This window comes from Cedecea lapagei (genome assembly GCF_900635955.1).
Lineage (GTDB): Bacteria > Pseudomonadota > Gammaproteobacteria > Enterobacterales > Enterobacteriaceae > Cedecea > Cedecea lapagei.
In genome coordinates, this window is sequence record NZ_LR134201.1 from 4,279,163 (window position 1) to 4,305,492 (window position 26,330).

Annotated in this window: 18 protein-coding genes and 1 pseudogene; 4 read left to right on the forward strand and 15 right to left on the reverse strand. The window is 48.9% G+C overall.

From position 1 onward, the window contains the following. The first annotated feature begins 221 nt into the window (after positions 1-221). The 3 genes from EL098_RS20810 to EL098_RS20820 all read left to right on the forward strand — a co-directional run bounded on the left by EL098_RS20810 (position 222) and on the right by EL098_RS20820 (position 4,487). A complete protein-coding gene (locus tag EL098_RS20810) occupies positions 222-1,607 on the forward strand; it encodes a diaminobutyrate--2-oxoglutarate transaminase (RefSeq protein WP_126357920.1) in 1,386 nt (461 codons plus the stop codon). A gap of 14 nt (positions 1,608-1,621) precedes the next feature. After that, on the forward strand, positions 1,622-3,094 hold the full coding sequence (locus tag EL098_RS20815; protein WP_126357921.1) for a pyridoxal phosphate-dependent decarboxylase family protein: 1,473 nt from the start codon (positions 1,622-1,624) through the stop codon (positions 3,092-3,094). A 160-nt stretch (positions 3,095-3,254) separates the two neighbouring features. Beyond that, the gene (locus EL098_RS20820; RefSeq protein ID WP_197718529.1) at positions 3,255-4,487 is read left to right on the forward strand and encodes an MFS transporter; all 1,233 of its coding nucleotides are present in this window, start codon (positions 3,255-3,257) and stop codon (positions 4,485-4,487) included. Here the strand turns inward: EL098_RS20820 and EL098_RS20825 are convergent. The 10 genes and pseudogenes from EL098_RS20825 to ssb1 form a co-directional block, all read right to left on the reverse strand. Beyond that, a complete protein-coding gene (locus tag EL098_RS20825) occupies positions 4,426-4,971 on the reverse strand; it encodes a bactofilin family protein (RefSeq protein WP_164716911.1) in 546 nt (181 codons plus the stop codon). The two genes, EL098_RS20820 and EL098_RS20825, sit on opposite strands and share 62 nt — an antisense overlap. 730 nt (positions 4,972-5,701) lie before the next feature. Beyond that, a complete protein-coding gene (locus EL098_RS23620; RefSeq protein WP_126357923.1) occupies positions 5,702-6,607 on the reverse strand; it encodes a hypothetical protein in 906 nt (301 codons plus the stop codon). Beyond that, positions 6,592-7,707: a type IV toxin-antitoxin system AbiEi family antitoxin gene (locus EL098_RS20835; protein WP_126357924.1), complete on the reverse strand. Its 1,116-nt coding sequence runs from the start codon at positions 7,705-7,707 to the stop codon at positions 6,592-6,594. The genes EL098_RS23620 and EL098_RS20835 overlap by 16 nt, the downstream gene beginning before the upstream one ends. Before the next feature lie 243 nt (positions 7,708-7,950). Further along, positions 7,951-9,153 carry a hypothetical protein gene (locus tag EL098_RS20840; RefSeq protein WP_126357925.1) on the reverse strand — a complete coding sequence of 401 codons (1,203 nt, stop codon included), beginning with the start codon at positions 9,151-9,153 and terminating at the stop codon, positions 7,951-7,953. A gap of 949 nt (positions 9,154-10,102) precedes the next feature. Beyond that, positions 10,103-12,145, reverse strand: coding sequence for an antiviral reverse transcriptase Drt3b (gene drt3b / locus EL098_RS20845; protein ID WP_126357926.1), 2,043 nt, complete (start codon positions 12,143-12,145; stop codon positions 10,103-10,105). After that, positions 12,138-13,487: an antiviral reverse transcriptase Drt3a gene (gene drt3a / locus EL098_RS20850; RefSeq protein WP_126357927.1), complete on the reverse strand. Its 1,350-nt coding sequence runs from the start codon at positions 13,485-13,487 to the stop codon at positions 12,138-12,140. Before drt3a ends, drt3b begins: the two co-directional genes overlap by 8 nt. Before the next feature lie 463 nt (positions 13,488-13,950). Then, on the reverse strand, positions 13,951-15,630 hold the full coding sequence (locus EL098_RS20860; RefSeq protein WP_232012251.1) for an integrase: 1,680 nt from the start codon (positions 15,628-15,630) through the stop codon (positions 13,951-13,953). Between the two features lie 35 nt (positions 15,631-15,665). Further along, positions 15,666-15,983 carry a hypothetical protein gene (locus EL098_RS23625; RefSeq protein WP_232012252.1) on the reverse strand — a complete coding sequence of 106 codons (318 nt, stop codon included), beginning with the start codon at positions 15,981-15,983 and terminating at the stop codon, positions 15,666-15,668. After that, a pseudogene (locus EL098_RS23630) lies at positions 15,976-17,338 on the reverse strand (hypothetical protein). The gene EL098_RS23625 and the pseudogene EL098_RS23630 overlap by 8 nt, the downstream one beginning before the upstream one ends. A 158-nt stretch (positions 17,339-17,496) precedes the next feature. Then, a complete protein-coding gene (gene ssb1, locus EL098_RS20870; RefSeq protein WP_008455813.1) occupies positions 17,497-18,027 on the reverse strand; it encodes a single-stranded DNA-binding protein SSB1 in 531 nt (176 codons plus the stop codon). 220 nt (positions 18,028-18,247) lie between these two features. Between ssb1 and uvrA the strand changes: the two genes are divergently transcribed. After that, positions 18,248-21,073, forward strand: coding sequence for an excinuclease ABC subunit UvrA (uvrA, locus tag EL098_RS20875; protein WP_126357929.1), 2,826 nt, complete (start codon positions 18,248-18,250; stop codon positions 21,071-21,073). Here the strand turns inward: uvrA and EL098_RS20880 are convergent, their stop codons facing one another. The 5 genes from EL098_RS20880 to dnaB all read right to left on the reverse strand — a co-directional run bounded on the left by EL098_RS20880 (position 21,074) and on the right by dnaB (position 26,325). Next, positions 21,074-21,427, reverse strand: a complete 354-nt coding sequence (locus EL098_RS20880; protein ID WP_126357930.1) for an MmcQ/YjbR family DNA-binding protein — start codon at positions 21,425-21,427, stop codon at positions 21,074-21,076. Between the two features lie 138 nt (positions 21,428-21,565). Beyond that, a complete protein-coding gene (aphA, locus tag EL098_RS20885; RefSeq protein ID WP_126357931.1) occupies positions 21,566-22,279 on the reverse strand; it encodes an acid phosphatase AphA in 714 nt (237 codons plus the stop codon). A 216-nt stretch (positions 22,280-22,495) separates the two neighbouring features. Next, positions 22,496-23,689 carry an amino acid aminotransferase gene (locus EL098_RS20890; protein ID WP_126357932.1) on the reverse strand — a complete coding sequence of 398 codons (1,194 nt, stop codon included), beginning with the start codon at positions 23,687-23,689 and terminating at the stop codon, positions 22,496-22,498. 57 nt (positions 23,690-23,746) lie between these two features. Further along, a complete protein-coding gene (gene alr, locus EL098_RS20895) occupies positions 23,747-24,826 on the reverse strand; it encodes an alanine racemase (protein ID WP_126357933.1) in 1,080 nt (359 codons plus the stop codon). Positions 24,827-24,918: 92 nt separating this feature from the next. Beyond that, a complete protein-coding gene (gene dnaB / locus EL098_RS20900; RefSeq protein WP_126358522.1) occupies positions 24,919-26,325 on the reverse strand; it encodes a replicative DNA helicase in 1,407 nt (468 codons plus the stop codon). Positions 26,326-26,330 lie beyond the last annotated feature (5 nt).

The window sequence follows — 26,330 nt, forward strand, 5'->3', positions numbered from 1 at the left end:
GGCTTTTTTTCATGCAATTGCCAATAGTTGACAGATCGGATGTCTGGATATCAACAAAAAAACCAATCAAAACATTGATTTTAAATAAAAAAAATCACAAAAAATTAATCATTGAGCGGGGGGGTAAAAAGCCATATATTGGCGGCGTTTTATGCACCCCTAATGACATTTTGCTTACTTAATTCAGCCGCTGCGCTTATGCCGACGGTTGTAGGAGAGATATGATGACGGATAAAGTCCGTATTGATACTTTAGATGCACAATCTGCAAACGCTACCAACGAAACCTATTTGGCACGACAGGCTGAATTCGAATCGAATGTCAGAAGTTACCCGCGCAAATTACCGTTCGCTATAGCCAAAGCTCAGGGCGCCTGGATCATCGACGTTGAAGGTAACCGTTACCTTGACTGTCTGGCCGGGGCGGGCACGTTGGCGCTTGGACACAACCACCCTGACATCCTGCAAAGCATCCAAAACGTCATTACCAGCGGCTTGCCGTTACATACTTTGGATCTGACTACGCCGTTAAAAGACGAGTTCTCAGAATACCTGCTCTCTTTACTGCCGAGCCAGGGCAAAGAGTATTGCCTGCAGTTCTGCGGCCCATCCGGCGCGGACGCAGTAGAAGCCGCTATCAAGCTGGCGAAGAAACACACCGGCCGCAGCGGCGTGATCAGCTTCTCCGGCGGCTACCACGGGATGACCCACGGCGCGCTGTCCGTGACCGGCAACCTGTCTCCGAAAGCGGCCATCAACGGCCTGATGCCGGAAGTTCAGTTCCTGCCGTACCCGCACGAGTACCGCTGTCCGCTGGGCATTGGCGGCGACGCTGGCGTGAAGGCGCTGACCTATTACTTCGACAACCTGATCAACGACGTTGAAAGCGGCGTGCGCAAACCTGCAGCCGTGATCCTCGAAGCGGTTCAGGGCGAAGGCGGCGTGAACCCGGCCCCTGCCGAGTGGCTGCAGCGCATCCGTAAAGTGACCAAAGAGCACGGCATCGTACTGATCATCGATGAAGTTCAGGCTGGCTTTGCCCGTACCGGCAAGCTGTTCGCCTACGAACACGCTGGCATTGAGCCAGACATCATCGTGATGTCCAAAGCCGTTGGCGGCGGCCTGCCGCTGGCCGTACTCGGCCTGAGAAAAGAGATCGATGCCTGGGAACCTGGCCACCACACCGGCACCTTCCGCGGCAACCAGCTGGCAATGGCTACCGGCCTGACCACCCTGAAGTACCTGAAGGACAACAAAGTCGCTGACAAAGTTGCCGCTCAGGGCGAATGGCTGAAAGGCAAGCTGTACGATCTGCAGAAGCGCTATCCGGCGATCGGCCACGTTCGCGGCCTGGGCCTGATGCTCGGCATTGAGATCGTGAAGCCAGAAGAAGCTCAGGATCACATGGGTTGCTACCCGGCTGACGGCGCGCTGTCTGCTCTGATCCAGAAAAAATGCTTCGAAGCGGGTCTGATTCTGGAGCGCGGTGGCCGTAACGGCTGCGTGCTGCGCCTGCTGCCGTCCCTGCTTATCAGCGACGATGAGCTGGAAATCTTCCTGAGTAAATTTGAAAAAGCCTTGTTAGCCGCTGGCGCAAAAGCTGTCTGACTGGAGTAATAAATATGTCCCGATCTAACCCGATTCTGGCCTCCTCCGCGCAGAGCATTGAGGAGTACCAGCAGGCGATCGCCCAGACCAGCCAGGCCGTAGTGGAGTGGCTGCAGCAGCCCCAGATGTATCAGGGCAAAACCGTCGCCGAGCTGAAAGAACGTATTCAGCTCGACTTCAATCCTCAGGGCCTGGGCAACCAGGTCGCGATTGAACGCGCGATTGAGTACTTCTTAAAAGACAGCCTGCTGGTGCATCACCCGCAGTGCGTGGCGCACCTTCACTGCCCAAGCCTGGTGGTAAGCCAGGCCGCGGAAGTGCTGATTAACGCCACCAACCAGAGCATGGACTCCTGGGACCAAAGCCCGTCGGCAACCATCATCGAGATGAAGCTGATCGAATGGCTACGCGCTCAGGTAGGTTACCAGCCTGGCGACGCGGGCGTATTCACCAGCGGCGGCACCCAGAGCAACCTGATGGGCCTGATGCTGGCGCGTGACGCTTACTTTGCGCGTCAGGGCCACTCTGTTCAGCAGGATGGCCTGACCGGCGACATCCGCAAAATCAGGGTACTGTGCTCTGAAAATGCTCACTTCTCCGTGCAGAAAAACATGGCGCTGATGGGCATGGGCTACCAGTCCGTCACGCTGGTGAAAAGCGATGAATTTGCCCGCATGGACGTGAACGACCTGGCGGCTAAAATCGCCCAGGCGAAAGCGAACGGCGAGCAGATCATGGCTATCGTAGCCACTGCCGGTACTACCGATGCAGGCGCTATTGACCCGCTGCGTGAGATCGCGAAGCTGGCCGCAGAGCACCAGATCTGGGTACACGTTGATGCAGCCTGGGGCGGCGCGCTGCTGCTGTCCGAGAAGTATCGCGATTACCTCGACGGCCTGGAGCTGGTGGATTCCGTTACCCTGGACTTCCACAAGCAGTTCTTCCAGACCATCAGCTGCGGCGCGTTCCTGCTGAAAGATGCTGGTCACTACGAGCTGATGCGCTACCAGGCGGCCTACCTGAACTCCGAGTTCGACGAAGAGCATGGCGTACCAAACCTGGTGTCCAAATCGCTGCAGACCACCCGCCGCTTTGACGCTCTGAAGCTGTGGATGGGCCTGGAAGCGCTGGGCCAGAAGCAGTACGCCGAGATCATCGATCACGGTGTCACCATGGCGAAGAATGTGGCGGCCTATGTGGCTGACCATGCTTCTCTGGAGCTGGTGATGCAGCCTCAGCTGGCGAGCGTGCTGTTCCGCTTCCGCCCGGCAAGCCTGGCTGGCCGCAGCGATGCGGAAATCGCGCTGCTGAACCAGAAAATCGGCGATGCGCTGCTGGAGTCTGGCCGCGCGAACGTTGGCGTGACCGAGCATAATGGCGTCACCTGCCTGAAGCTGACCCTGCTGAACCCAACCGTCACCCTGGAGGACGTCAAAGTCCTGCTGGCGCTGGTTGAGAAAACCGCAGAACCTCTGCTGAACGCATAATTTTTTGCGTAGGGATAAAAGCCGGTGGCGAGCCTTCGTCTCCGGCTTTTTTATTGCCGCTGGCCAGCCCTTAACGTCCAACGAATATTGGCAGGATACATTCAATAAAAAACACCACATAATGCGCGCTAAAATAACCATAGCGAGCGCCATTCATTAGATGAAATTGACCTCTCCGATCTCGATGTACCGTGGTTTACCCAAAGATATTTATTTTATTGCCCTGGCTAAATTCGTGCTTGGCTTAGGCAATTTTATTATTCCCTTCATGATTTTGCTATTAACACAAAAGCTTGGATATTCCACTGCGGTTGCCGGTAGCCTGGCTATGGGGGTCACCGGGCTTTATCTGATGGGTAATCTTATCGGAGGAAAACTTTCGGATGCATATGGGCACAAACAGGTCATGCTGTGGGGTGAAGCACTCGGCGCTTTCATTCTTATTATCAGTGGATTCTTTGCCGACTGGCACATCGCTATTCCGGCAATGCTATTTATCAGCTATCTTTTTTTCGGCATTGCCCTTCCCGCCAGTAATGCCCTGGTTGCCGATTTGTCGTCACCGGCAAACAGAAGCGCCGTCATGTCCCTGAGCTATCTGACCTATAACCTGGGTTCCGGTATTGGTCCGGTATTGGCCGGTTATTTATTCTGGGATCATACGGCCTGGATATTTTGGGGAAATGGGCTAGCAGGAATGCTTGGCGTATTTATTGTGCTGTTTTTCGTTACAAATAAAAAAATGGATAACAATTTCTCCCAAAATGAACACTCAGCGCGAGAGCAGGCTATTGATGGCACCGTTTGGCAAGTCTTCAGACAGCGCCCCTATTTAATTATTTTTGGCGTGCTGTGTACCCTGCTCTGGATTTCATTGCAGCAGCTAACCATGACCACACCACTCTATTTGAGTCATCTTTTTGGCAAACAGGGCCCCATTTTATATGGCCAGCTGATGACCTTCGCCAGCCTCCTTGTGGTGATTATCACGCCGCTAATAATACGCCTGACGGCCAGAACGGAAGAGGCAAAAAGCCTGGCGATTGCCGGCTTCCTGTTTGCCCTGGGCTATCTTTTAGTCGTGGCGGATAAATCCGTGGGGATGCAGTTTTTAGCCTGGAGCATCCTGACCGCAGGCGAGGTTTTACTGCTAACCAAAGAGGGGGTCTATCTCGCCAATCACTCACCGAGTAGCCATCGCGGACGGATAAGCGGTGTGCTTTCCACAATGAGGAACGTTGGTCTGATGCCGATGTATGCCGTAATGGGGGCCTACATAGGCATCTTCGGCTATCTTAGTACCTGGCTATTGATCGTCGGACTTTCCTTTATCACGGGCATTCTGTTGTTACTGTTTTCTGCCCGTCAGCGTCGGATACATTTTCAGATGTGATCAAGGCCGGCATCGCTCCTGGGATCAAATCTACGACATTCACCGCGTTTTCAGGATGGGGAAGCACTTCTGCCTGGCCGGTGAATAGGCCGCCTTTTTTGATCGATAATGTCCCATAGGTCAAAGTACCTTCAACACGCCCATTTTCACAAATATCGACACTTTCCGCCCGGCAAAGCCCCTTAACGCCGCCATCAACAATCAGTTCGCGGCTATGGATGTTTCCCTCTACCAGGCCATTACGCATGATTTTTACTATACCTTCTTGAGATTCGATATTTCCCACAATGGTACCGTAAACGTAGATTTGTCCGTTGGCGTTAATATTTCCTTCAAAGCGAACTCCGCTGGCAATAACCGTATTGCTTGACTTATCCTCCGCAGAGACGGTTTTATCCAGCATCAATGCCCCTTTTTCTTCTCCTGCGCTGACTGCTGATTTTGCGGCAACAGAAGCCTCACTTTCTTTATTTTTTCTAAACATTTCGAAGATCCTTTCTCGTAATATATGGGCGATAAAAAAGAGGAATAACAGAAAGAGGAATGGGATAGTGTGATAGTCGTAGCACCATGTAGTAAGCACCAGTATCCAGCAGAGTATCCCGATATTCAGGAAGATATTATCTCGTGACCATGAGCGGCTATCCATTCGCTATCTATCCCGTAGTTTTTTTAAGAATGCTGCTACAACCAAGCATGTCATAATTTTACAGGAGGGTAAATAATCGTTCGGCTAACAAACCTCACTTTTAAGAGGTATATATTTTAAATCTCCATGTATAAAATAATTTATTAACAATAAAAATGCTAATCAGCAATATAGAGGAAAATAAAATTCCCTATTGTTTCCGATAAATCAAAAGTATTCACCGCGAGGTCAATAAGATCGGTCGCTGGAGGAAATAAAAATTCCGCAGCGGGAAAAATGACAGCAATAAAAAAGCTCCCAATGGGAGCTTTTCGACGTTAATGACGCACGGACATGATCAGAACGGTTAGATTTACCTGATTCATCACGAATGAATGTGTCAGTAATAATAGCAGGCTATATGTGAAGGGATCCTGATGCCTTGCCCCAAAAAAAACACATAAAATGTAATGTTTTTTGTAAAATTTTTCATAACAATCCCTGTTAAACATTACATTTTGTCAGCGACTAGTGAGAAGCTGGAGCAGCCAAAAAACCAAGTTTGCATGGAGCAATTCTATTTTTGTTAGATTGCCAGTTGCCTCTTAATCTCGGCCAGTAAGCCTTGGACTAACCCTGCTGCAAAACGCTGACGACCAACAACCTCATCTTCGTCTTCGCCGTCTTCGCCGTAGAATCGTGCGTAGGCAACAGACCCCACCTTCTCATAGCCTTCACCATGCTCGTCGTCTCCAAAACGCATGGCGAGCGCCGCTAGTCCGTCTTTCAAGGCTTCTGGGTGCTGCTCTGAACGAATACGCTGAACGAATAGAGTTGCGACTTCTTCTATCGAGCCTGAGTATCTGATCACATGGATTAGGTCAGCGGCATCCTTCCTCTCCTGACGTTGATCCAGAGCCAGCGCTTTCAAAATTATAAATGCTGGTACGTCCGCAAATCTCACTATATCTACCGAGAGACCATCACCATCCAGCAACTGGGCAGAAACAGTCTTCTCCTGATACCAGTCGTGGACGATTCGGGCATGCTTAATTGTGAGTGCCGATACTCTTTCCCCATCGACGCTGATGACCCTCCCTGGCACCTCCTCCCCAGCGTCCCGAAGAAGCTCAACAACTACTTCAATATGCTCATTAACCCTACGACGCCAGCGCCAAGATGCGGTATTTCCCTCTTCGCCCCCACGGGTGAACCCACGTGCGTTTAACTGGCCCGCAAGGCTAGTGTATTCATCGCCTGCTGCCAGTACCTCTAGGTTTAACACTATGTCTACGTCCGAAGTACCAGCATGCAAAGGAACACCGGGCGGGGCCGCTGGAGTGAGGTACCGAGGTACCAAGCCACCGACAAGTCTCAAAGTTTCCTTCAGATTTCCAAAAGCGCTTAGCAGTGTGAGTAACGTCCTCTCGCACGCCAATGTAACATTCTGATCGTATCCAGCCGCTGTACGGGGCTTCAATCCTGCTGCCATAAAGACTCCAATCGTTCTCTAATATGTTCCGCCAGTTCTTTATTGCGGCCTCGACCATCCAATAAGTCTAAGTAAAGAATGTAAGGACTTGCTAGAAAGATAGGGTGGTCCTGGCGCACATGCCGGTATAGCAAGCTTGCGGGCTCGCGCTCAATGAGGGTAACATTCGCCCCTTTGCTCACTGGCTTTAGGCCTAGCAAGTCAGCCATCTTATCCGCGTAGCCCCTGGGTACTATGATCTCTGCCCCCTCAGTACTGGTCAGTAACGGGGCGTAAACATTAGCCGCCGCAGCACCTGTGAACGCCCACGGATAATCCACCTTCTGGCGATCTATCCGTTCCGCAAGGTGAACAAGCAGATACTCGGGATTTTCAACAAAGGTGTACCACTTCGACTTATTTTCTTTGCGCTCCTTCCACTGTTCAGACCAAGCATCCAAAAGCTTACCTGGGTGAGTGAGCATTCTGCGCTTGTTCGGCCCTCCACCAGTAGATTCCACCCACTCACGCAACGTCAGTTCCTGCAACACGAGAGAGCAGGTGTACGAGGAAGTTTCGGCTTGTTCGGCCAGTTCAGTACCAGTTAACCATCCATGACTATTTATCAGAAGTGCATGGATTACACTTTCACGAGCCTCAGTGAAAAGGTCAATGCCCTGTGTGTTCTTTTTAGAACGATGAGAAGGCTTTTCGATATTGATGAACCAGCCATCGTGCTTTAAATAAAGGCTACCTCCCAACTCGAATGAGGCGATATTCTGTTCCTTAAGCTCCTGCTTAGCACCTGGGCTCAATACCTCTGCCGCGAGCAGCCCAATAGCTTCGTGATCATGGCGAGTCTCGTGTATGTTTCTGTGGAGTTGGTACACGGCATTCCTCAAGTCTCTTGGGTAAACCTTCTTTTTGACTTCGACAAAAATCTGCAGGATTTTCCCCGGAGCCTTAATTACGATCATACCATCAAGCTCCGTCCCATGTAGCTCGTGTGAAGCATCGAGCACTGAGGCTTCAGAGCCGAATGCCTCAGCAAGAGCCTCCACCAGCGCATCCAGCATCTGCCTTTCGAATTCAAACCCTAAACGATGTGAGTGATGTTCCATAACCTTAGCCTCTAATACATCATTAGCTGAACAGCAAAAAAAGGGGGATAAGCTAATATTAGATGTTATCTTATCATTAGCTGCGCAGCTAACAAGCCAATTTAGGCTAAGTGGTTAGTACGCCTATGGCGTGAAAATCAGCAGCAGGGGATTCCGGCCCCTAAGTTAGATTAGACACCTCTACTGAGACCAGCGCCCCTCGCTACGAAGGAGAGTTTTCACCGTGACAATCAAGCATCGACGTCAGCGCTGTAACTGTAACCGCTTCAACTTATTCTTGATGACAGACATTGGGTCTCTATCCAGAGCCCTGAGATCTATCATCTCCAACATATCAGACTCATCGAGCACCACAACCTCCACACTGTCTCTCAACATTTTGATCTGCTGCTTCATTAAATTTTTGGATGCCCCATTTCTACTTAAGATAATACCAAACCCACCGAATCTTTTATTTTCAGAAATATAATTAATAAATGTATCTATATCACTGGTCTTTAATGGCTTTTTATAGTTCTTAGCATCCATCAGCAAGTAGTGTACACCTTCACTTCTAAGGAAACCTAAGAAATTATTTTTAGGGTCTCGATTATCAATAACAATATCACGAATTCTTATCCTATCTTCATTAGGCACTTGAACATGCATCTCAACCTGCTCATAGCAGTTACTAAATATATAGTACAGCAACTCATTTAATAAATCTTCATAGGGTTTACCCTTAGAAACAGGAATATCTAACAGCCTACGACTAAGACGGAAGGAAATAGATTTATCTTCCTCACCAAGAAAATCAACTATTGACACAATCGACTTTATCGATACCCCAAACGCGGCGAGATACAGTTTTGTTGAATGACTAAACGCAGGTTCATAACTTAGAGTTCCAATAATGCTCCCGCGATTAAGCACGTTGGCATCTGAGTTTTTTGAGTAGTACGTAGCGTTAGATTCCAGCCAAGAGACTTTAATACTTTCAAAAGGTATATGGTCCTTCAAAACCACAAATTTAATTTCATCCGGCAAAACTGTAAGAACTGAGGCTCGCGGCATGAGCCGTAAGGAGTTATATACCACCTCGGTTCTATCAACTAAATGATGAATGCGTACATCACTATGGAATAACCGTATAATTCTAACAAAATAATCCACAATTGCATCGTGAGTTAACGCCCTAGAAACACGATCTAAAAACATGACCCTTGCAAAATCTTTTGCATAAAATGCATCTACACTTGAAATATTTATTCCACGGCCGGAGCAAATGTCATATATAGGATTATCTAAATCAGCCCTATCTATTAGGAGTAGTTTTCCATTCCCGTACTCTCCCCCATCTGGCTCAAAATATAAATCCACGCCATCGAAATCCACACCACAGCCTAGCAAGTTATCTTTTATGACTTTCCGACATTCTTCAAATTTTTTACTTACTATTTTTTCCACTTATGTGCTCCTTCATATAAAACGACTACTTAAGCTAATTGCAAAAGGGAAATATGTTATTGTTTCCATGTGTAAGTATCTCTGTAAAACGAACCATTCACTTTTAGAGATCTTCCAACATACTGATTATATCCGCTATCGCCCCAGTCACATAGTGGGCTTAGCTCCTAGGGTTTCCCGTGCTTGCGGTTTACAAGCAACTCGAATTATTTTGAGTCAGGGAACCTCTGAGCCCGTAGACAAATCTCTGCCCTATATGGACTGACCCCACACCGGTACACGATTCTGCCCTATAATAAGGCTGAGAAGATTCACCTGCTGGGCAAAGGTTGTTATCTTATCTCTCACCATTGATAGATTTCGAGGTATTTTTGAAAAATCAGATTGATATCGAACTCCATGCACAAATAGGGACGCGGTACAACGCCGCGCCCGAAAACTGGAGTAAATTAAAATGGTTAGAAGTAGGGCCTGGCGTCGCTACTAGGTATCTCGATTAAAATCTAAGCGCAAAAAATATCGGGCTGTAACGGTTCAAATACCGAGTTCTGCCGTTGTAGGGAAAACTTATCGCACGCCTTGTGCATGTTCTTGTTATATCTGTGGTAACCAAAGAATTAACCATGGCAAAAACATTCAAGAACGCCGTGCAAAGTCACGGTACACTGATTAATTTACATTAAGTATTCAAGATAATTGTCAGGCTAATCTTGATGCCAGTGTAACTAATCCGGTGAGTCTCAAAACTGGAGAGAATGGTGCCTAAATCACTTTAGTCTCGACAACCCCCTACTACATAGGCCAAAAGCTGTGTAGTAGGGGGCTACCTCAAAGGAAAGACTCAGACGAATCCTGCCAGGCATAATTCCCATGCATAGGGCAATCATACCTGTTAGCGCTGGTGTGTGCGGCTGCCAACAGCCATTAAGGGTGCCTGATGCGCTTCCTCTCAGTATACAGCGTTGCTAAGTTTCGCGTCCAGTTCCTTTGCAAAATCAAAATCATTCCATTTTGTAAACCAATATTCATTTAATGAAATAATTCGTTTCACATACGATTTTTCAATACCATAACGAGAAAGCAGAGCTTTTTTAAAAGAAACAGGTATGTATGGGCAAGCAATTAGATCCAAAGTTAAGTGAACCAATTCAGACTCATTTAGAAGAGTATCAACTTTCATGCTATAAATATTTTCAATATGAAGCAAAAGATGCTTCCTAACTCCATTATATCTCTTTTTATCACTCATATAAAACATTAGGGAAGTAATGGAAAAGTAATTCAAGTTATCATCAAATGAGTAGACGCCACCTTCAAATCTAATATTGAAATACTTCACCAAGCTTTTCTCACCTAACCAATAATATTTACCAAGCTGCCTAATCAGCACTAACAAATACAAAGTCTCGATCGGTGTTGTTTTATCAACGGAGTATTTATCTAAAATAGAACACGAATTGTCGAATACACATTTGAATACAATGTGTTGATATTCCTCGCCAAGCCTTTGATCTTTAACAAACATAATTACTTGTTGAATTATCCTGCATAATTTTATAGTGCTATTCACTTTAGGAGCGACTGCATATATAAAATATGTGAAATTCACCACGGATACAATAGCATTAATTAGTTGACGCTCGCCACTTTCATCTTTTGAAAGCTCTTTATAATCTTTAAAAAGTGTCTTAATTTTCCTTTCAATTATAGACAAAGAATAGTTTAAGATATCCGAATATGTTATGCCTGATACAGAAAGTATCGATTTAAAGTCGGTAGACAAACTATTTTGATGTATGTAGACACTCCCTTTCTTAGTATCTTCTTCTAGAGAGCCATTGTCACTAATGTTATAAGATATTCTTTCCGATATCAAATTCGCTATTTTTTTCTTGGCTATAGTTATTGGCGTTATTATTGGACGCGAAAATTTCTCTTCTTTATATTTATTCAAACTTAGTTTGAAAATTTTTAGATTTTTCTGCGTGCTTATTCTAATTTTATTGAACACATCATCGTCATTATAAAAAATGAAATAGTCATCGACATAGCGATATACTTGGTAATCCCCACCAAGAACTAAACCGTCTTTATTAAGATCATTGATGATATTGTTATCCACTGACTGCATTATTATCTCTGCAAAAATCCTGGATAATTCCGGCCCAATTATTATTCCATTTGTTTCGTTGTAGTTAGACCTCTGCATCAATTGATCAAATTTAAATGGGAATGTCGATTGTGTCTTATTTAACTGTTGTTTTGAATAGTTTTTTTGCAAAACAGCCCATGAAATTGAATGGGTATAAATTGAATCAAAACAGTTCGACACATCTAGTTTAGAGAGGAAATTAAAACGCTTTTCACACCAATGATGATCTTCAGATTCATAAAACTCAAAAATATTACGATATTTCTTATAAACAAAGAAAGATTTTAAATTTTCATAATCCTGCCCTTCAACCTCAATACTTAAATCATCTTTCTCAAAACTTTCAATAAGAGACTTTGAATCGATGTAAGTACAACCAGCGGTCCTTTTTGCTGATCTGAGGCTAAATGGGCTAACATTTGAATAGTATGTTATTAAATCTTTATAATTTCTATAGAAATCAATGCCTAATAGCTGACCCTTAGGATGCATTAGAGACAAGTATCTGTATTCTTTATGTTTATGCGAAATTGGAAAAGTAAAAGCAATGCTAGGCAGTTTAGCATACTTGATATTTGTTTTAGTATAACTAATGCCCTTATCAACTATCTCAACTATTTCCGTGTCCTGTTCAAGACCCAATAAAAGTAGAATTAAACTATTTAAACAGCCATCTATCTTTAACCATTTAAAATTTAACCCATCATGTTTTATTTGATGCTTAACAATAAACTTGTAAAAATGTCTATTTGAAAAAACAATAGGAACTTCATATGGTAAAAAATCGGAAAGAACTACTCGTTCTATGGGGAAATTTATAGATAGCGCTTTTTTAGTCATGTGACCACCCCTTAGATATATCGCTAAATTCTATGAAGCTAAATTTCCTAAAAATTTTATCTTCAAAACCTTTACTAAAGGAAAACCTACCAATTCTTTTTTTAAGCTTCTGATTTTGCAACCCATTTATTTTATTCGATAAATAAGAATCCAATCCTTTTAAATCAGATAAATCAGTTATGAATCGATTGCTAAAATATATACCAACAAAAGCTTTTGATTTACTATTATAAAGTCGAGTGTTTCCGGTAAGAAATTTCATTCTAAGCAAAATATTTTTTACTGCTCTCTTTGGTGTTTTACTAAAACTCTGATTATAGTCATCAAATGTTTTATCAATTCGACTTCTAATTTTTTGAAATTTATTAGAACTCATCTTTATACTACAGCCTCCAGCTGTTAGCTGAAATTTATAACCTAGATATTCAAAACTTTTATTAGATTGTGTAAATAAATCCAATTCTTTTGTTTTATTATTAAGGCACAAGGCACGGTCATTTATAATGCTAGTAATTTGTGGGAGATAGTTACAAGTATTCCCCCCTTTATCTGGTGAGAAGATCACTATCAAATCATCTACAAACCGTTCATAATAAGTAACATCGGGTAAAGCCCTTATTTTATCATCTACAACACTCATATACAGCTCAGATAAATAAGAACTTATGCCTACGCCACGAGGCACCCCTTTATCTAACCCAGTTAAAGCCTGATATTTCCTAATTAACTGAGTAATCACCCGGCGTGGCGGAACAGATAATTTAGGAGATGAATGCAACATATCTAATAAAGACTTATGGTTTATAGACTCATAAAAACTTTCAACATCGGCCCTGATTATATACTTTGGACTCATTTCCTTAGCCAAGGCGCTTAGACGACTGATAATCAGATCCCTATTATTTGATTTTATTGTGTATAACGAGCTTAAAATACACTTTACTTGCCTAGACACAAATAATGCTTCAACTGAATTACCAATTGAATATACATTTTTATCCTTCACTTGATGTGGCAATAACGTCAAAGGTAAAGCGTATCCTTTTATACTGACATTCTGTGCAATAATTTTCAATTTGCTATTCACTTCATTATTATATTGTTCTTTTCTAAGCTTAATATGTTCATTAATTTTACCTTTTTTTTCTTCAAATTTAGCTGTGCTAATCTGACCACTTCTCAGTCTTCTTGCAAGCCGATAAATAAAACCTTTTAACATTGTTATTTTCTTCCTGATTTTATAAGCATCAGGGAAGTATTCAACTTCTAAAGTACCTTTATTTTTCCTATCAAGATCGTATATCCTTCTAAAATTTCTCGCTGAAAAAGACTGGTCAATCATCTTCAATCTCCTATATAAATAATATTACGAAAAATTATACTACCGAGATTATTATCGTTTTTCACAGTCAGAACGCTCCCGGTCAATCTTTGTCAACTGCGCATTAAGTTGATGTTCCTTCATTCCATGTTTGTATGCATTGTATTGCCAGATCACAAACTGTTGTTTGTACCTCCGGTTCTCTTCCTTAAGCTCTTCGATTTCGCTTTCAAGATTCACAATTCTAGCGGCTGCAATGTTCAAACTAGCTGGACGCGGATTTTTGGGGGCCACGGCCTTTAAGCGCCTCTTTCTTTGTTTGATAGGCAGTCACTATTGCCTCATGTGCATTAAGGACTGTCTTGACGGCAACTTTCCGACCAATGGTTCTGCCGCCTCACAAATTGCTGACCAGGAAAGTTTTGGTTCCTTCCATCCTCGAATTAGATTTACGATGGCGTTAATGTCTCTATTGTCCAGATGCTTAGCCAAGGCCACCTCCTAACAAAGTTGTCAAATCATCTAACATCGCAGCTTCTTCACTTTCTTTGCCTTTTTGCTCAATGGCCTCAATAGACGTCTTTGCGACAACACGGCGAAGTTGGCTGAAATCATTGCCCCGGAGCTTAATCTGGACACCATTTTCAATGTCTGGATTCTCTAAAATAGCCACTAGTTCACGAAGCCGGGTGACAGTTTTCTTGTGGTACTGATACCAGCGATCAGTTCCTATCTCGCCACTTTCCACCGCTGCGTCAGCAAGAAAAAACAGTCGCTCCAACTTCTCCAGACGTTTCTTAATGCGATCCAACTTTTCAGTATCATCGCCTTTGATGCAAACCTGTTCGGTACAATTGACGCAATCTCGGAATTTCTCACAAGGACTCATGGTGTAATCATGCACACAGTAGCCATACTCCGTCACATGGACTGCGGCATGCTCTAAGGTATTGAACTCCTGCATAGTCACGGGCAAATGCTTTGCCACCTCGCCAACAGGCCCAAATAGCGCTTTTGTGGGATCAAGGCGTTCAGCCATGCCAACCAGTTCGTATTCAGTCATATGGTTGTAGGTTCGATTCTGCTTCACGTCTGCCCGTCCAGATCTCTTGGCAATTTCCAAGTTTGACAGTCCTCCACGCTGGGCAATGGTGTTGAGCAGGTGTCGAGCCTGATGCGAGGTCAATTTGACCCGTTCTCCATTTTCAGTACGATAACCATGGCGATCAAGGATACTGGCATGTTTTCCATCCAGAGCCTCGCGAGGAGCCATATCATTGTTAAAAAAGTTATTGATTGGCTTATGTAATTCAACCGGAAGGCATCCTCGGTTTCCGTGGAACTGATTAACATTCAGTGCAAACAAGGCATTGCTAAACTTAATCCCCTTGTCTTTAGCAAACCACGGGAAGCCTTCTGGCAAACGTTCCATAGTGTGTTGCCACAGGCTATTTAGCGTATACACACCATCTTCCTTAGCTAAGCCCCGGCTACCAAGACACGACCTGTATGTCTTTTGAGAGTTATGTGCAAAACCGAGCGCCATACAAGTCTGAACCATCGTCAACGGCACATCATCAGCAACATCAGGGCAGTCAGCATGGCGGTAAAATTTATCCGGGTGTTTCTCTATCCACTTAGCCAGCTGTCGGGCATTTTCAGAGAGCCCTCGAACTCTAGCTACGGCTGTTTTAGCGATGTCGACCATCACGGTTGGTATCCATTTGATATCACCCTCATAGCCTTTCCCTGCAAAAAAACGCCAGCCGTAGCGTTCTATACCTTCACGATCCTTTTCGAACACCTCGCAATCTGCAGGCAATGATAACACCTCAGTAATGCGTGACGGTGCTGACATCAACATGGCAAATACCGATGTTGTAAATATATCTCGTTCATGAATTGGGTCGTGGGCAAAAATTTCTGCCAACACATTGAGGGCAATATCACTTGGAAGTTTATCTTCCCTATTTTTCTTCGCCTCCCTGCCTGTTTTGTTCTTGTCCTCAGCACGCTTAATTGGATTGACCCAATCTTGTACAACGTTTTCTACAAGCTGGTTTTCAACCACAAACTTAGCCAGCCGCTCAATCTCTCGGCCGCAACTATATGCGGAACCATCTGAGTAGTGCTGCCTTGCCAATTCAGCTGCTTCATCAAGCACAGTAATTGACAGGCCATCAATATTTGCATTCCCGTTTACTTAAAGTAAAGACGCCTCAATCGCTCGCAAGGCTTTACTTTCATTCTTAGTCCCAGTTGGCGCATGTCCCTGCTGGTAACGGAAAAAGCTTTGGCAAAATCGATGAATACGGGGTCTTGCACCTCTTGAGGTTTTGGTTTGCGAGTAATAACGCCCAACTTGGCAAACACAGTTATATTTGGCCAACCAGGATCTTCCCAATTGAGATTAGAGCCGAATACCGTCAACTCATCTCGACACTTAACTATGAATGCTTCAAGATTTTCTGCTGCCGTCAGAATAGCCTTTGGCTTGAACTGGAAAATCTCAGCCATTGGTAATTAATCCCTCTTCACCAAGCTCTTCACGACGTTTAGCACAACGCATGATCACGTCTGCCACTGCAATGATGCTACGATCAAGCACGGCAGCAATCTGGATGTCGCCAGTTATCTCTTTCACCCGCTCACGCTCATTGAGCAGACCCTTATAGACATCGTTATGTGGGCCATTCAGCCATGGTTGAAAATGCATGCAGGTGTAGCAAGGAATAGGAACATTGGCGCCACAAAAGCCATGTTCGCCACAAGAGCCAACACCCTGACCCATTTCGGTCCGAATACGGCTGGTTGGGTCTTCACCTCGATGCGCATCCCTCTCTGAATCTACAAGTCCCCCGACAAATGCCTGGGCGTATGGCGCCAATTGAAAAACCAACCGCCTCATCCAGCATTTTCACATGCTCGGGTATATTCTTGATATAAACACCTGCGTTTTGGGTGTCCGTATGGTCAAGCAGTTCCGCTATTACCAACTCGCCAAAACCTTCACGGGCAGCCCGTGTTCCCGTGGTATACCGAAAGCGGCGAGAATTGATATGCAATAGATCACCAGTACGTTCTGACCGGATATCTGATTCTTCTACAATTAAATGGAGTGTTTTAGTTATCACTGAAGCGGCGATGTGAAGTTTGTCAGTGGCAAGCAGTTGGTAGAATTCATAAGGGGATTGGATGGTCGCTAGCACATCAAGATCAGGAAACAGAAGCAAGATCATCAGCCGATTGCGGCGCTGCACATCAATTGAAAAAGGATTCCACTCTGATTCGAGCTTAATCGTCTCAAATAGCACATACAATTGAACGTCACTCAAAGACCTGTCTTGCAATGTACTATTTCTGCTCTTTTTAAACGGTCGGCGCACCTTTATTTGCGTCGCCATAGTCTTGATCTGTTCAACTACATCCAGCTCAGGCATATTTAAGATATGCATAGCATACCAGCATAAATAGTTGGCAAAGGTTGTTAGGCGGGAATGTTGTGTTCCGTTATCCACGATATTGGTCAACTCATCATCTAACCAAAGGGTGGATAGCACCTTTGATGGCATCCTGCCTTGCTTGCGCTGAGCGAAGTCTCTCAGATCGTCCATCTCATGTGACTTGAAGAAATCTTTGGTCAATAACCGTTGTTCAAGGTCAATGTCGCGACTCTCTACAAAGCGTAACAACATAACCAGGTTGTTAGCAGCAGCTAGCGTCGTTGAGAAGGCATTGCCTTTATTGCGGATTTGGGATGTTAAAAACAAAGTTGGGTAATACATGGAAAGCCCAGAAGCACGATCCACTACCATGCAATAGCGCTCGCCACTATCCATGACAAATGTTGTAACTCTGTAGTTCTTTTCCATGCACTCACACCCCATAAACATTACACAATTACAAGGTACACTTTATGTGAAAAATCACCAATTTATATAAGACACTTTTTCCGACGATAGAAATAAAAAACCCCTGAATTAACAGGGGTCTATGTTTTCATTCTTTACAGATAACTCTAAGGTCATCTTCAGAACGGGATGTCGTCGTCGAAGTCCATTGGCGGTTCATTAGACGGCGCTGGTGCGCTCTGCTGCTGCGGGCGAGACTGCGCGCCGCCGCTGAACTGATTGCCGCCCTGCGGCTGCTGAGGCTGACCCCAACCGCCCTGCTGCTGGCCGCCGTTGCCGCCTGCTGGTGCACCGCCGCCCTGACGGCCGCCGAGCATCTGCATGGTGCCGCCAACGTTAACCACAACTTCGGTGGTGTACTTTTCTACGCCAGCCTGGTCGGTCCATTTGCGGGTTTGCAGAGCGCCTTCGATGTAAACCTGAGAGCCTTTACGCAGGTATTCACCGGCAACTTCTGCCAGTTTGCCGAACAGCACAACGCGGTGCCACTCGGTTTTTTCTTTGGTTTCGCCGGTTTGCTTATCACGCCAGGACTCTGACGTGGCCAGTGTAATGTTGGCAACGGCGCCACCATTTGGCATGTAGCGTACTTCCGGGTCCTGACCCAGATTCCCAACGAGAATCACCTTGTTTACGCCTCTGCTGGCCATGTTCGTGTCTCCTGAAACGTTTATAAATAGTCTAGACCGGGGATTCTACACTATGCCACCCACAATGTTTATAGCTGCGAGGGACATTCCAGAATGTCGGTTAAGTATAGCTCGTTTCATTAAAACACTGGATATTCATTCAGGTTTTATTGTGCCATAATTAGCCGTTTCTGGCCGTCGGTTGTACCTGGCGCATGTATCATTATTCCGGGAAAGGTGAATGGATAAGATCGAAGTTCGGGGCGCCCGCACCCACAATCTCAAAAATATCAACCTCGTCATCCCGCGCGACAAACTGATTGTTGTCACCGGGCTTTCGGGTTCAGGCAAATCCTCGCTGGCATTCGACACCCTGTACGCAGAAGGGCAGCGCCGCTACGTTGAATCCCTCTCCGCCTACGCGCGTCAGTTCCTGTCGCTGATGGAAAAGCCGGATGTCGACCATATAGAAGGGCTGTCGCCGGCGATTTCTATCGAACAGAAATCCACGTCGCATAACCCGCGCTCCACCGTCGGCACCATTACGGAAATCCATGACTACCTGCGTCTGCTTTACGCCCGCGTCGGCGAGCCGCGCTGCCCGGATCACGATATCCCGCTCGCGGCACAAACCGTCAGCCAGATGGTCGATAACGTGCTGGCTCAGCCGGAAGGCAAACGTCTGATGCTGCTTGCGCCGATCATTAAAGATCGTAAAGGCGAGCACGCTAAAACGCTGGAAAATCTGGCAAGCCAGGGCTACATACGCGCGCGCATCGACGGTGAAGTCTGCGATCTGTCCGATCCGCCGAAATTAGAGCTGCAGAAGAAGCACACTATTGAAGTGGTTGTGGACCGTTTCAAGGTGCGCGAAGACATCGCCCAGCGCCTGGCCGAGTCGTTTGAAACCGCGCTGGAGCTCTCCGGCGGCTCTGCGGTTGTCGCCGACATGGACGATGAAAAAGCGGAAGAGCTGCTGTTCTCCGCCAACTTTGCCTGTCCGATTTGCGGCTACAGCATGCGCGAGCTGGAACCGCGCCTGTTCTCCTTTAATAACCCGGCCGGCGCCTGCCCAACCTGCGACGGACTGGGCGTTCAGCAATATTTCGATCCGGACCGCGTGGTGCAAAACGGCGAGCTGTCGCTGGCCGGCGGAGCTATTCGCGGCTGGGATCGCCGTAACTTCTACTACTTCACCATGCTGCGCTCGCTGGCCGAGCACTATAAGTTCGACGTGGAATCCCCGTGGAACGAGCTGAGCGACACGGTGAAGAAGGTCGTGCTGCACGGATCTGGCAAAGAATCCATAGAATTCAAATATATGAATGACCGCGGCGATACCTCCGTGCGCCGCCATCCGTTCGAAGGCGTGCTGCACAACATGGAGCGCCGCTACAAAGAGACGGAATCTTCCGCCGTGCGGGAAGAGCTGGCGAAGTTCATCAGCAACCGCCCCTGCACCAGCTGCGAAGGCACCCGTCTGCGCCGTGAAGCGCGCCATGTGTTTGTCGAAAACACCGCGCTGCCGACCATCTCTGACATGAGCATCGGCCATGCGATGGAATTCTTCCAGAACATGAAGCTGAGCGGCCAGCGCGCGCAAATCGCGGAAAAAGTGTTGAAAGAGATTGGCGACCGCCTGAAGTTCCTGGTGAACGTCGGCCTGAACTACCTCTCTCTCTCCCGTTCAGCAGAAACGCTGTCCGGGGGCGAAGCCCAGCGTATCCGTCTGGCTAGCCAGATTGGCGCCGGGCTGGTTGGCGTAATGTACGTGCTGGATGAGCCGTCAATCGGCCTGCACCAGCGCGATAACGAACGCCTGCTGGAAACCCTGATTCACCTGCGTAACCTCGGCAACACGGTAATTGTGGTTGAGCACGATGAAGATGCCATTCGCGCCGCCGACCATATTATCGATATTGGCCCAGGCGCGGGCGTGCACGGCGGCCAGGTAGTCGCCGAAGGCACCATGAAGGATATTATCGCGGTGCCGGAGTCCCTGACCGGGCAGTTCCTGAGCGGCAAACGCGAAATTGCGGTACCGAAACAGCGCGTTGCCGCCGACCCATCGAAGGTGCTCAAGCTCTCCGGCGCGAAGGGCAACAACCTGAAGGACGTTACGCTTACGCTGCCGGTTGGGCTGTTTACCTGTATCACCGGGGTTTCAGGCTCAGGGAAATCGACGCTGATCAACGATACGCTGTTCCCGATTGCCCAGCGCCAGTTGAACGGCGCCACGATTGTCGAGCCCGCGCCGTATCGCGATGTTCAGGGTCTGGAGCATTTCGATAAGGTCATCGACATCGACCAAAGCCCGATTGGCCGTACGCCGCGCTCCAACCCGGCAACCTACACCGGCGTCTTCACGCCCGTTCGTGAGCTGTTTGCCGGCGTGCCGGAAGCGCGCTCACGCGGCTATACGCCGGGGCGTTTCAGCTTCAACGTTCGCGGCGGGCGCTGTGAAGCCTGCCAGGGCGACGGCGTAATCAAGGTGGAAATGCACTTCCTGCCGGATATCTACGTGCCGTGCGACCAGTGCAAAGGCAAGCGCTATAACCGTGAAACGCTGGAGATTAAGTACAAAGGGAAAAGCATTCACGAAGTGCTGGATATGACCATTGAAGACGCTCGTGAGTTCTTCGATGCCGTACCGGCGCTGGCGCGTAAGCTGCAAACGCTGATCGACGTAGGCCTGTCCTATATTCGTCTCGGCCAGTCGGCCACCACGCTGTCGGGCGGCGAAGCGCAGCGCGTTAAGCTGGCGCGTGAGCTCTCCAAACGCGGTACCGGCCAGACGCTGTATATCCTTGATGAGCCGACCACCGGCCTGCACTTCGCGGATATTCAGCAACTTCTGGAAGTGCTGCATCAGCTCAGGGATCAGGGCAACACCATCGTGGTCATTGAACACAACCTCGACGTGATTAAAACCGCAGACTGGATTGTGGATCTGGGGCCGGAAGGCGGCAGCGGCGGCGGTGAGATTCTGGTCTCCGGCACGCCGGAAACCGTCGCGACCTGCGAAGCATCCCATACCGCACGGTTCCTTAAACCGTTGCTGAAATAGTCAAACCGACAATTGCTGCCTGACCTGTTCAGGCAGCAAAGTCACCGCCTGCTGATAAGAAGCATCCACCAGATAGTAAATTTGCGAGCCGGGCAGCGAGCCGTCCAGATAGAGCGTGCTCCAGTGCGCCTTGTTCAAATGAGCGCTGGGGAACACATCCTGATGCTGCTGACGCAGAAGCTCTGCCAGCTCTGGCGTCGCCTTGAGGGATACCGCCGGGCGCTGATTCTCTTCATGCACCATGGCAAACAGCACATCGCCAACTTTAATTTGGGTTGCTTTCCAGTCGCTGTGCACGCTCTGCTCTGCGCCCGGCTTCTTCATGCAGTACTCCAGAAGCTCCGAATTCGTCATCTCGATTTCCTCGTGCTGATAGTCATGCCGAAAGGGTTCGCGGCAGAATTAAGTGTGCGCCAAAAGCCGATAACCGACGAGGAGAATAGATTAAAAAAGGCAGCTGACGGGCGTTAGCTGCCCTCCTTCATCGCGAGATCAATACTCGGAGTTGACGATGACCTCTTCGCCAAATGAGCCTGCTTTCGGCAGCGGCTGGTAGCTGGAGTTTGAGGCCCGCAGAATGCGGATACCTCGCGCGCCGGCCTCCTGCGCCGCGGTGATGTCGTTATCCGAGTCGCCGTAGAAGATCTTGATTTTCTTGTCTTTCAGCCACTGCGTTTTGGTGTTTTGCCCCTCTTTATCCCCGGCAAAAATCACCGGATTCACGCTCGGTTCAGGGATAAGGAAGTCACTTTGCAGGGTTTTGGTCACCGTTTCGGTTTTCGTCTGGCTACGCCCGGTGACAAAGTAAACGCGATCGCCACGCCGCAGGTGCATAGCGATCAGATTTTTTGCCACCTCTTTTGGCATGCTGAAGTCATCCCAGCCGTTGTTCATCTTTTCCCAGAATGCTGGATTCTTCAGGTAGTCCTGCTTGCCCGGTGAGAACTCTTTTTGCCCGCGGTAAAAGCCGGGGCTGGAGAACAGCACGGTGTCGTCGATATCAAAGCCGACGGAGAGGGGGGCGCGGCCAAGCAGGCTATTTTCAATTTGTGCCACGGAAACCCAATGAATCGGGACCTGCTGCGCCAGCTGTGCGACCGTCACGCCAGGGTTAAGCAGCGCTGGGGCGGACTCCTTGGCCACAGCGGCATGATTCAGCCCTACCAGCAGGCAGGCGGCACTAAGTGCCAGAGCGATCTTACGCATTATTTTCCCTATGATTTTTTATTTTTAATCGTTGTTAAAATGAGCAATCTTGCCATAAAGCATTCCGACCATACCCGCCAGGGGCTGATCTACAAAGGTTTTTTTCAGTTTACTGTCGCAGAAAACAGAGAGGGTCACAGAATAGCGGCAGGATTTCCTCTCCCTGGTGGGAGAGGAACGGGCGGACCTAAAAAATCCAATTAAGTTAGCGAGTACTTACATCACTGCAGCAAAGGCCTGCGCCACGCGCTGCACATTACTGTGGTTCAGGCCGGCAACGCAGATACGGCCGCTGGCCAGCAGGTAAACGCCAAACTCATCGCGCAGGCGGTCGGCCTGAGCGGCGCTTAACCCGGTGTAGCTAAACATGCCGCGCTGCTTCACCAGATAGTCAAAGTTACGCTCCGGCATAGCTTTACTCAGGACTTCCACCAGCACCTGACGCATTTCCAGAATGCGAACGCGCATGGTTTCTACTTCGGCAAGCCAGCTGGCCTTCAGCTTCTCGTCGTTCAGCACGGTAGCCACAACCTGGGCACCAAAGTTCGGCGGGCTGGAGTAGTTGCGGCGAACGGTGGCTTTCAGCTGGCCCAGCACACGCCCTGCGGCATCGCTATCTTCGCAAACCACGGAGAGGCCGCCAACGCGTTCGCCGTACAGGGAGAAGATTTTAGAGAAGGAGTTACTCACCAGCATTGGCTGCCCGGATGAGGCGATAGCGCGGATAGCGTAAGCATCCTGCTCCATGCCCGCGCCAAAGCCCTGATAGGCGATGTCGAGGAATGGGATCAGGTTGCGTGCTTTGAGGATTTCAACAACCGTGTCCCACTGGCCGTCGGTCAGGTCTGAGCCGGTTGGGTTGTGGCAGCAAGGATGCAGCAGCACGATGCTTTGCTCCGGCAGCGTATTCAGTTTTTCCAGCAGCGCTTCAAAACGCACGCCGTTGGTTTCGCTGTCGAACCACGGATAGGTGTTAACGGTAAAGCCCGCGCCTTCAAAGATGGCAACGTGGTTTTCCCAGGTAGGATCGCTTACCCACACCTGTGAACCAGGGAAGTATGTTTTGAGGAAGTCAGCGCCGATTTTTAAGGCTCCGGAACCGCCGAGTGTCTGCACGGTGGCAATGCGTCCTTCCACCAGCGCCGGATGGTCTGCGCCAAACAGCAGCGGCGCAATGGCGCTGCGGTAGCCGTTCAGGCCTTCCATCGGCAGGTAGAGAGAGGCACCATGAGGCTGCGAGCTCAGGCGGGCTTCCGCTTCCGCGACGGCCTGCAACTGCGGGATAACCCCGTCTTCATTGTAATAGAGGCCGATGCTGAGGTTGACCTTGTCGCTGCGCGGATCGACTTTAAAGCGCTCCATGAGGGAAAGGATCGGGTCGCCAGCATAGGCGTCAACTTTTTGAAACACGGTGGGTTCTCCTGGTTTACAGTTCGCGGATTTCCACTGTAAACCAGGCGAGGACACTCAGTCCAGATACTTCATTGTCACCCTTGATGTCAGGCGCGTGATAAGTTCGTAAGCACTCACATTTGAATATTCAGCGATGCGCTCGACAGGCAAACCTTCCCCCCAGAGCACCACGCTATCGCCGGGTTTTTCAGCGGCATTCGGCCCCAAATCGACGCAAATCATGTCCATGGCGACGCGCCCAACAACAGGCACTTCACGGCCATTGACCAACACCGGCGTCCCCGACGGCGCGCTGCGTGGATAGCCGTCGCCATAGCCCATCGCCACCACGCCAAGGCAGGTGTCACGATCGGCAATCCAGGTACCGCCGTAGCCCACCGGCTCACCGGCTTTATGGCTGCGAACCGCTATCAGGCTGGAGGTCAGGGACATCACCGGCTGGAAGCCGAAGTCCTCGCCCCACGGCTTTTGCTCAAGCGGGGAGACGCCGTAGAGGATGATGCCCGGACGAACCCAGTCCATGTGCGAGTCGGGCCACAGCAGAATACCGCCCGATGCGGCGATCGAGCGCTGCCCCGGCTTGCCTGCGGTAAAGGTATTAAAGATATCAAGCTGGCGCGGCGTAGCATCGGATTCCGGCTCGTCGGCACGGGCAAAATGGCTTACCACGTTCACCGGCTGGCGGACGTTTTTGCAGGCGACAAGACGCTGATAGAAAGCTTCCGCCTCTTCCGGACGAACGCCCAGGCGATGCATCCCGGTATCCAGCTTCATCCAGACGGTCAGCGGCTGGCTCAGATCGGCCTGCTCAAGCGCTTCCAGCTGTTGTGTACTGTGGATCGCCGTTTGAAAGTTTTGGGCGGCAATCACCGGCAGATCTTCAGCATTAAAGAACCCCTCCAGCAACAGAACCGGTTTCGTGATGCCGCCTTCCCGAAGGCGCAGGGCTTCTTCGAGACGGGCAACGCCGAACGCATCGGCGCCTTCCAGGGTGTGGGCGGTCTCCAGCAGACCATGCCCGTAGGCGTTTGCTTTCACGACTGCCACCATGCGACTGTTCGGAGCCAGTTCGCGCAGGCGTTGCAGGTTGTGTCGCAGAGCGCGGCGGTTAATCACGACGGTTGCCGCTTGCATGTTCGTTCCTTGCTCAATGTTTGGATTAAATTGTGCCAATCCTCTTAATCATTCAGGTCACAGCGGGGCGGCTTGAAGGATGACGAGGATTTTTATTCTTCGTCGTACTGCGGCCCGGCATAGTTATCGAAGCGCGACCACTGGCCGTTAAAGGTCAGACGCACGGTACCGATGGGGCCGTTACGCTGCTTACCGATAATGATTTCAGCAATACCTTTCAGGTCGCTGTTTTCGTGGTAAACCTCGTCGCGGTAGATAAACATGATTAAGTCGGCATCCTGCTCGATGGAGCCGGATTCACGCAGGTCGGAGTTAACCGGGCGTTTGTCCGCACGCTGCTCCAGGGAGCGGTTAAGCTGCGACAGCGCCACGACCGGCACCTGAAGCTCTTTCGCCAGCGCCTTGAGCGAGCGGGAAATCTCGGCGATTTCGAGCGTACGGTTGTCGGACAAAGAGGGCACGCGCATCAGCTGCAGGTAGTCGATCATTATCATGCTCAGGCCTTCATGCTCGCGATAAATACGGCGGGCACGGGAGCGAACTTCGGTCGGCGTCAGGCCGGAGGAGTCATCGATATACATGTTGCGCTTCTCCAGCAGGATACCCATGGTACTGGAGATTCGCGCCCAGTCCTCGTCATCCAGCTGCCCGGTACGAATTCGGGTCTGGTCAACGCGCGACAGCGAAGCCAGCATACGCATCATGATCTGCTCACCTGGCATCTCAAGGCTGAAGATCAATACCGGTTTGTCCTGCAGCATGGCGGCGTTTTCGCACAGGTTCATTGCGAAGGTGGTTTTACCCATTGACGGACGGGCCGCAACGATAATCAGGTCGGAGCGCTGCAGGCCAGCAGTTTTCTTGTTCAGATCCTGATAGCCGGTGTCCACGCCCGTTACGCCGTCATGCGGCGTCTGGTACAGGGACTCAATACGCGACACCGTGGCTTCCAGAATCTGGTCGATGCTTTTCGGGCCTTCATCTTTGTTGGCCCGGTTTTCCGCAATCTGGAAAACGCGAGACTCGGCCAGATCCAGTAAATCTTCGCTGCTACGCCCCTGCGGGTCATAACCGGCATCGGCGATTTCATTGGCGACCGCAATCATTTCGCGTACGACTGCACGCTCGCGAACGATATCGGCATAGGCGCTGATGTTCGCCGCACTTGGCGTATTTTTAGAAAGCTCCGCGAGATAAGCAAAACCACCGACGCTCTCGAGCTGGCCCTGGAGTTCCAGAGATTCGGAAAGCGTAATCAGGTCGATGGGTTTGCTCATTTCGAGCAGGCGCTGCATCTCGGTGAAGATCATGCGGTGCGGACGGCTGAAGAAGTCGTTTGCAACCACGCGCTCGGCGACGTTGTCCCAGCGTTCGTTATCCAGCATTAAACCGCCCAACACCGACTGCTCCGCCTCAAGCGAGTGCGGCGGCATTTTCAGCCCTTCTACCTGACGGTCGCGGGGTTCTTTCGGTTTGTTGAAGGGTTTATTTCCTGCCATAGTGA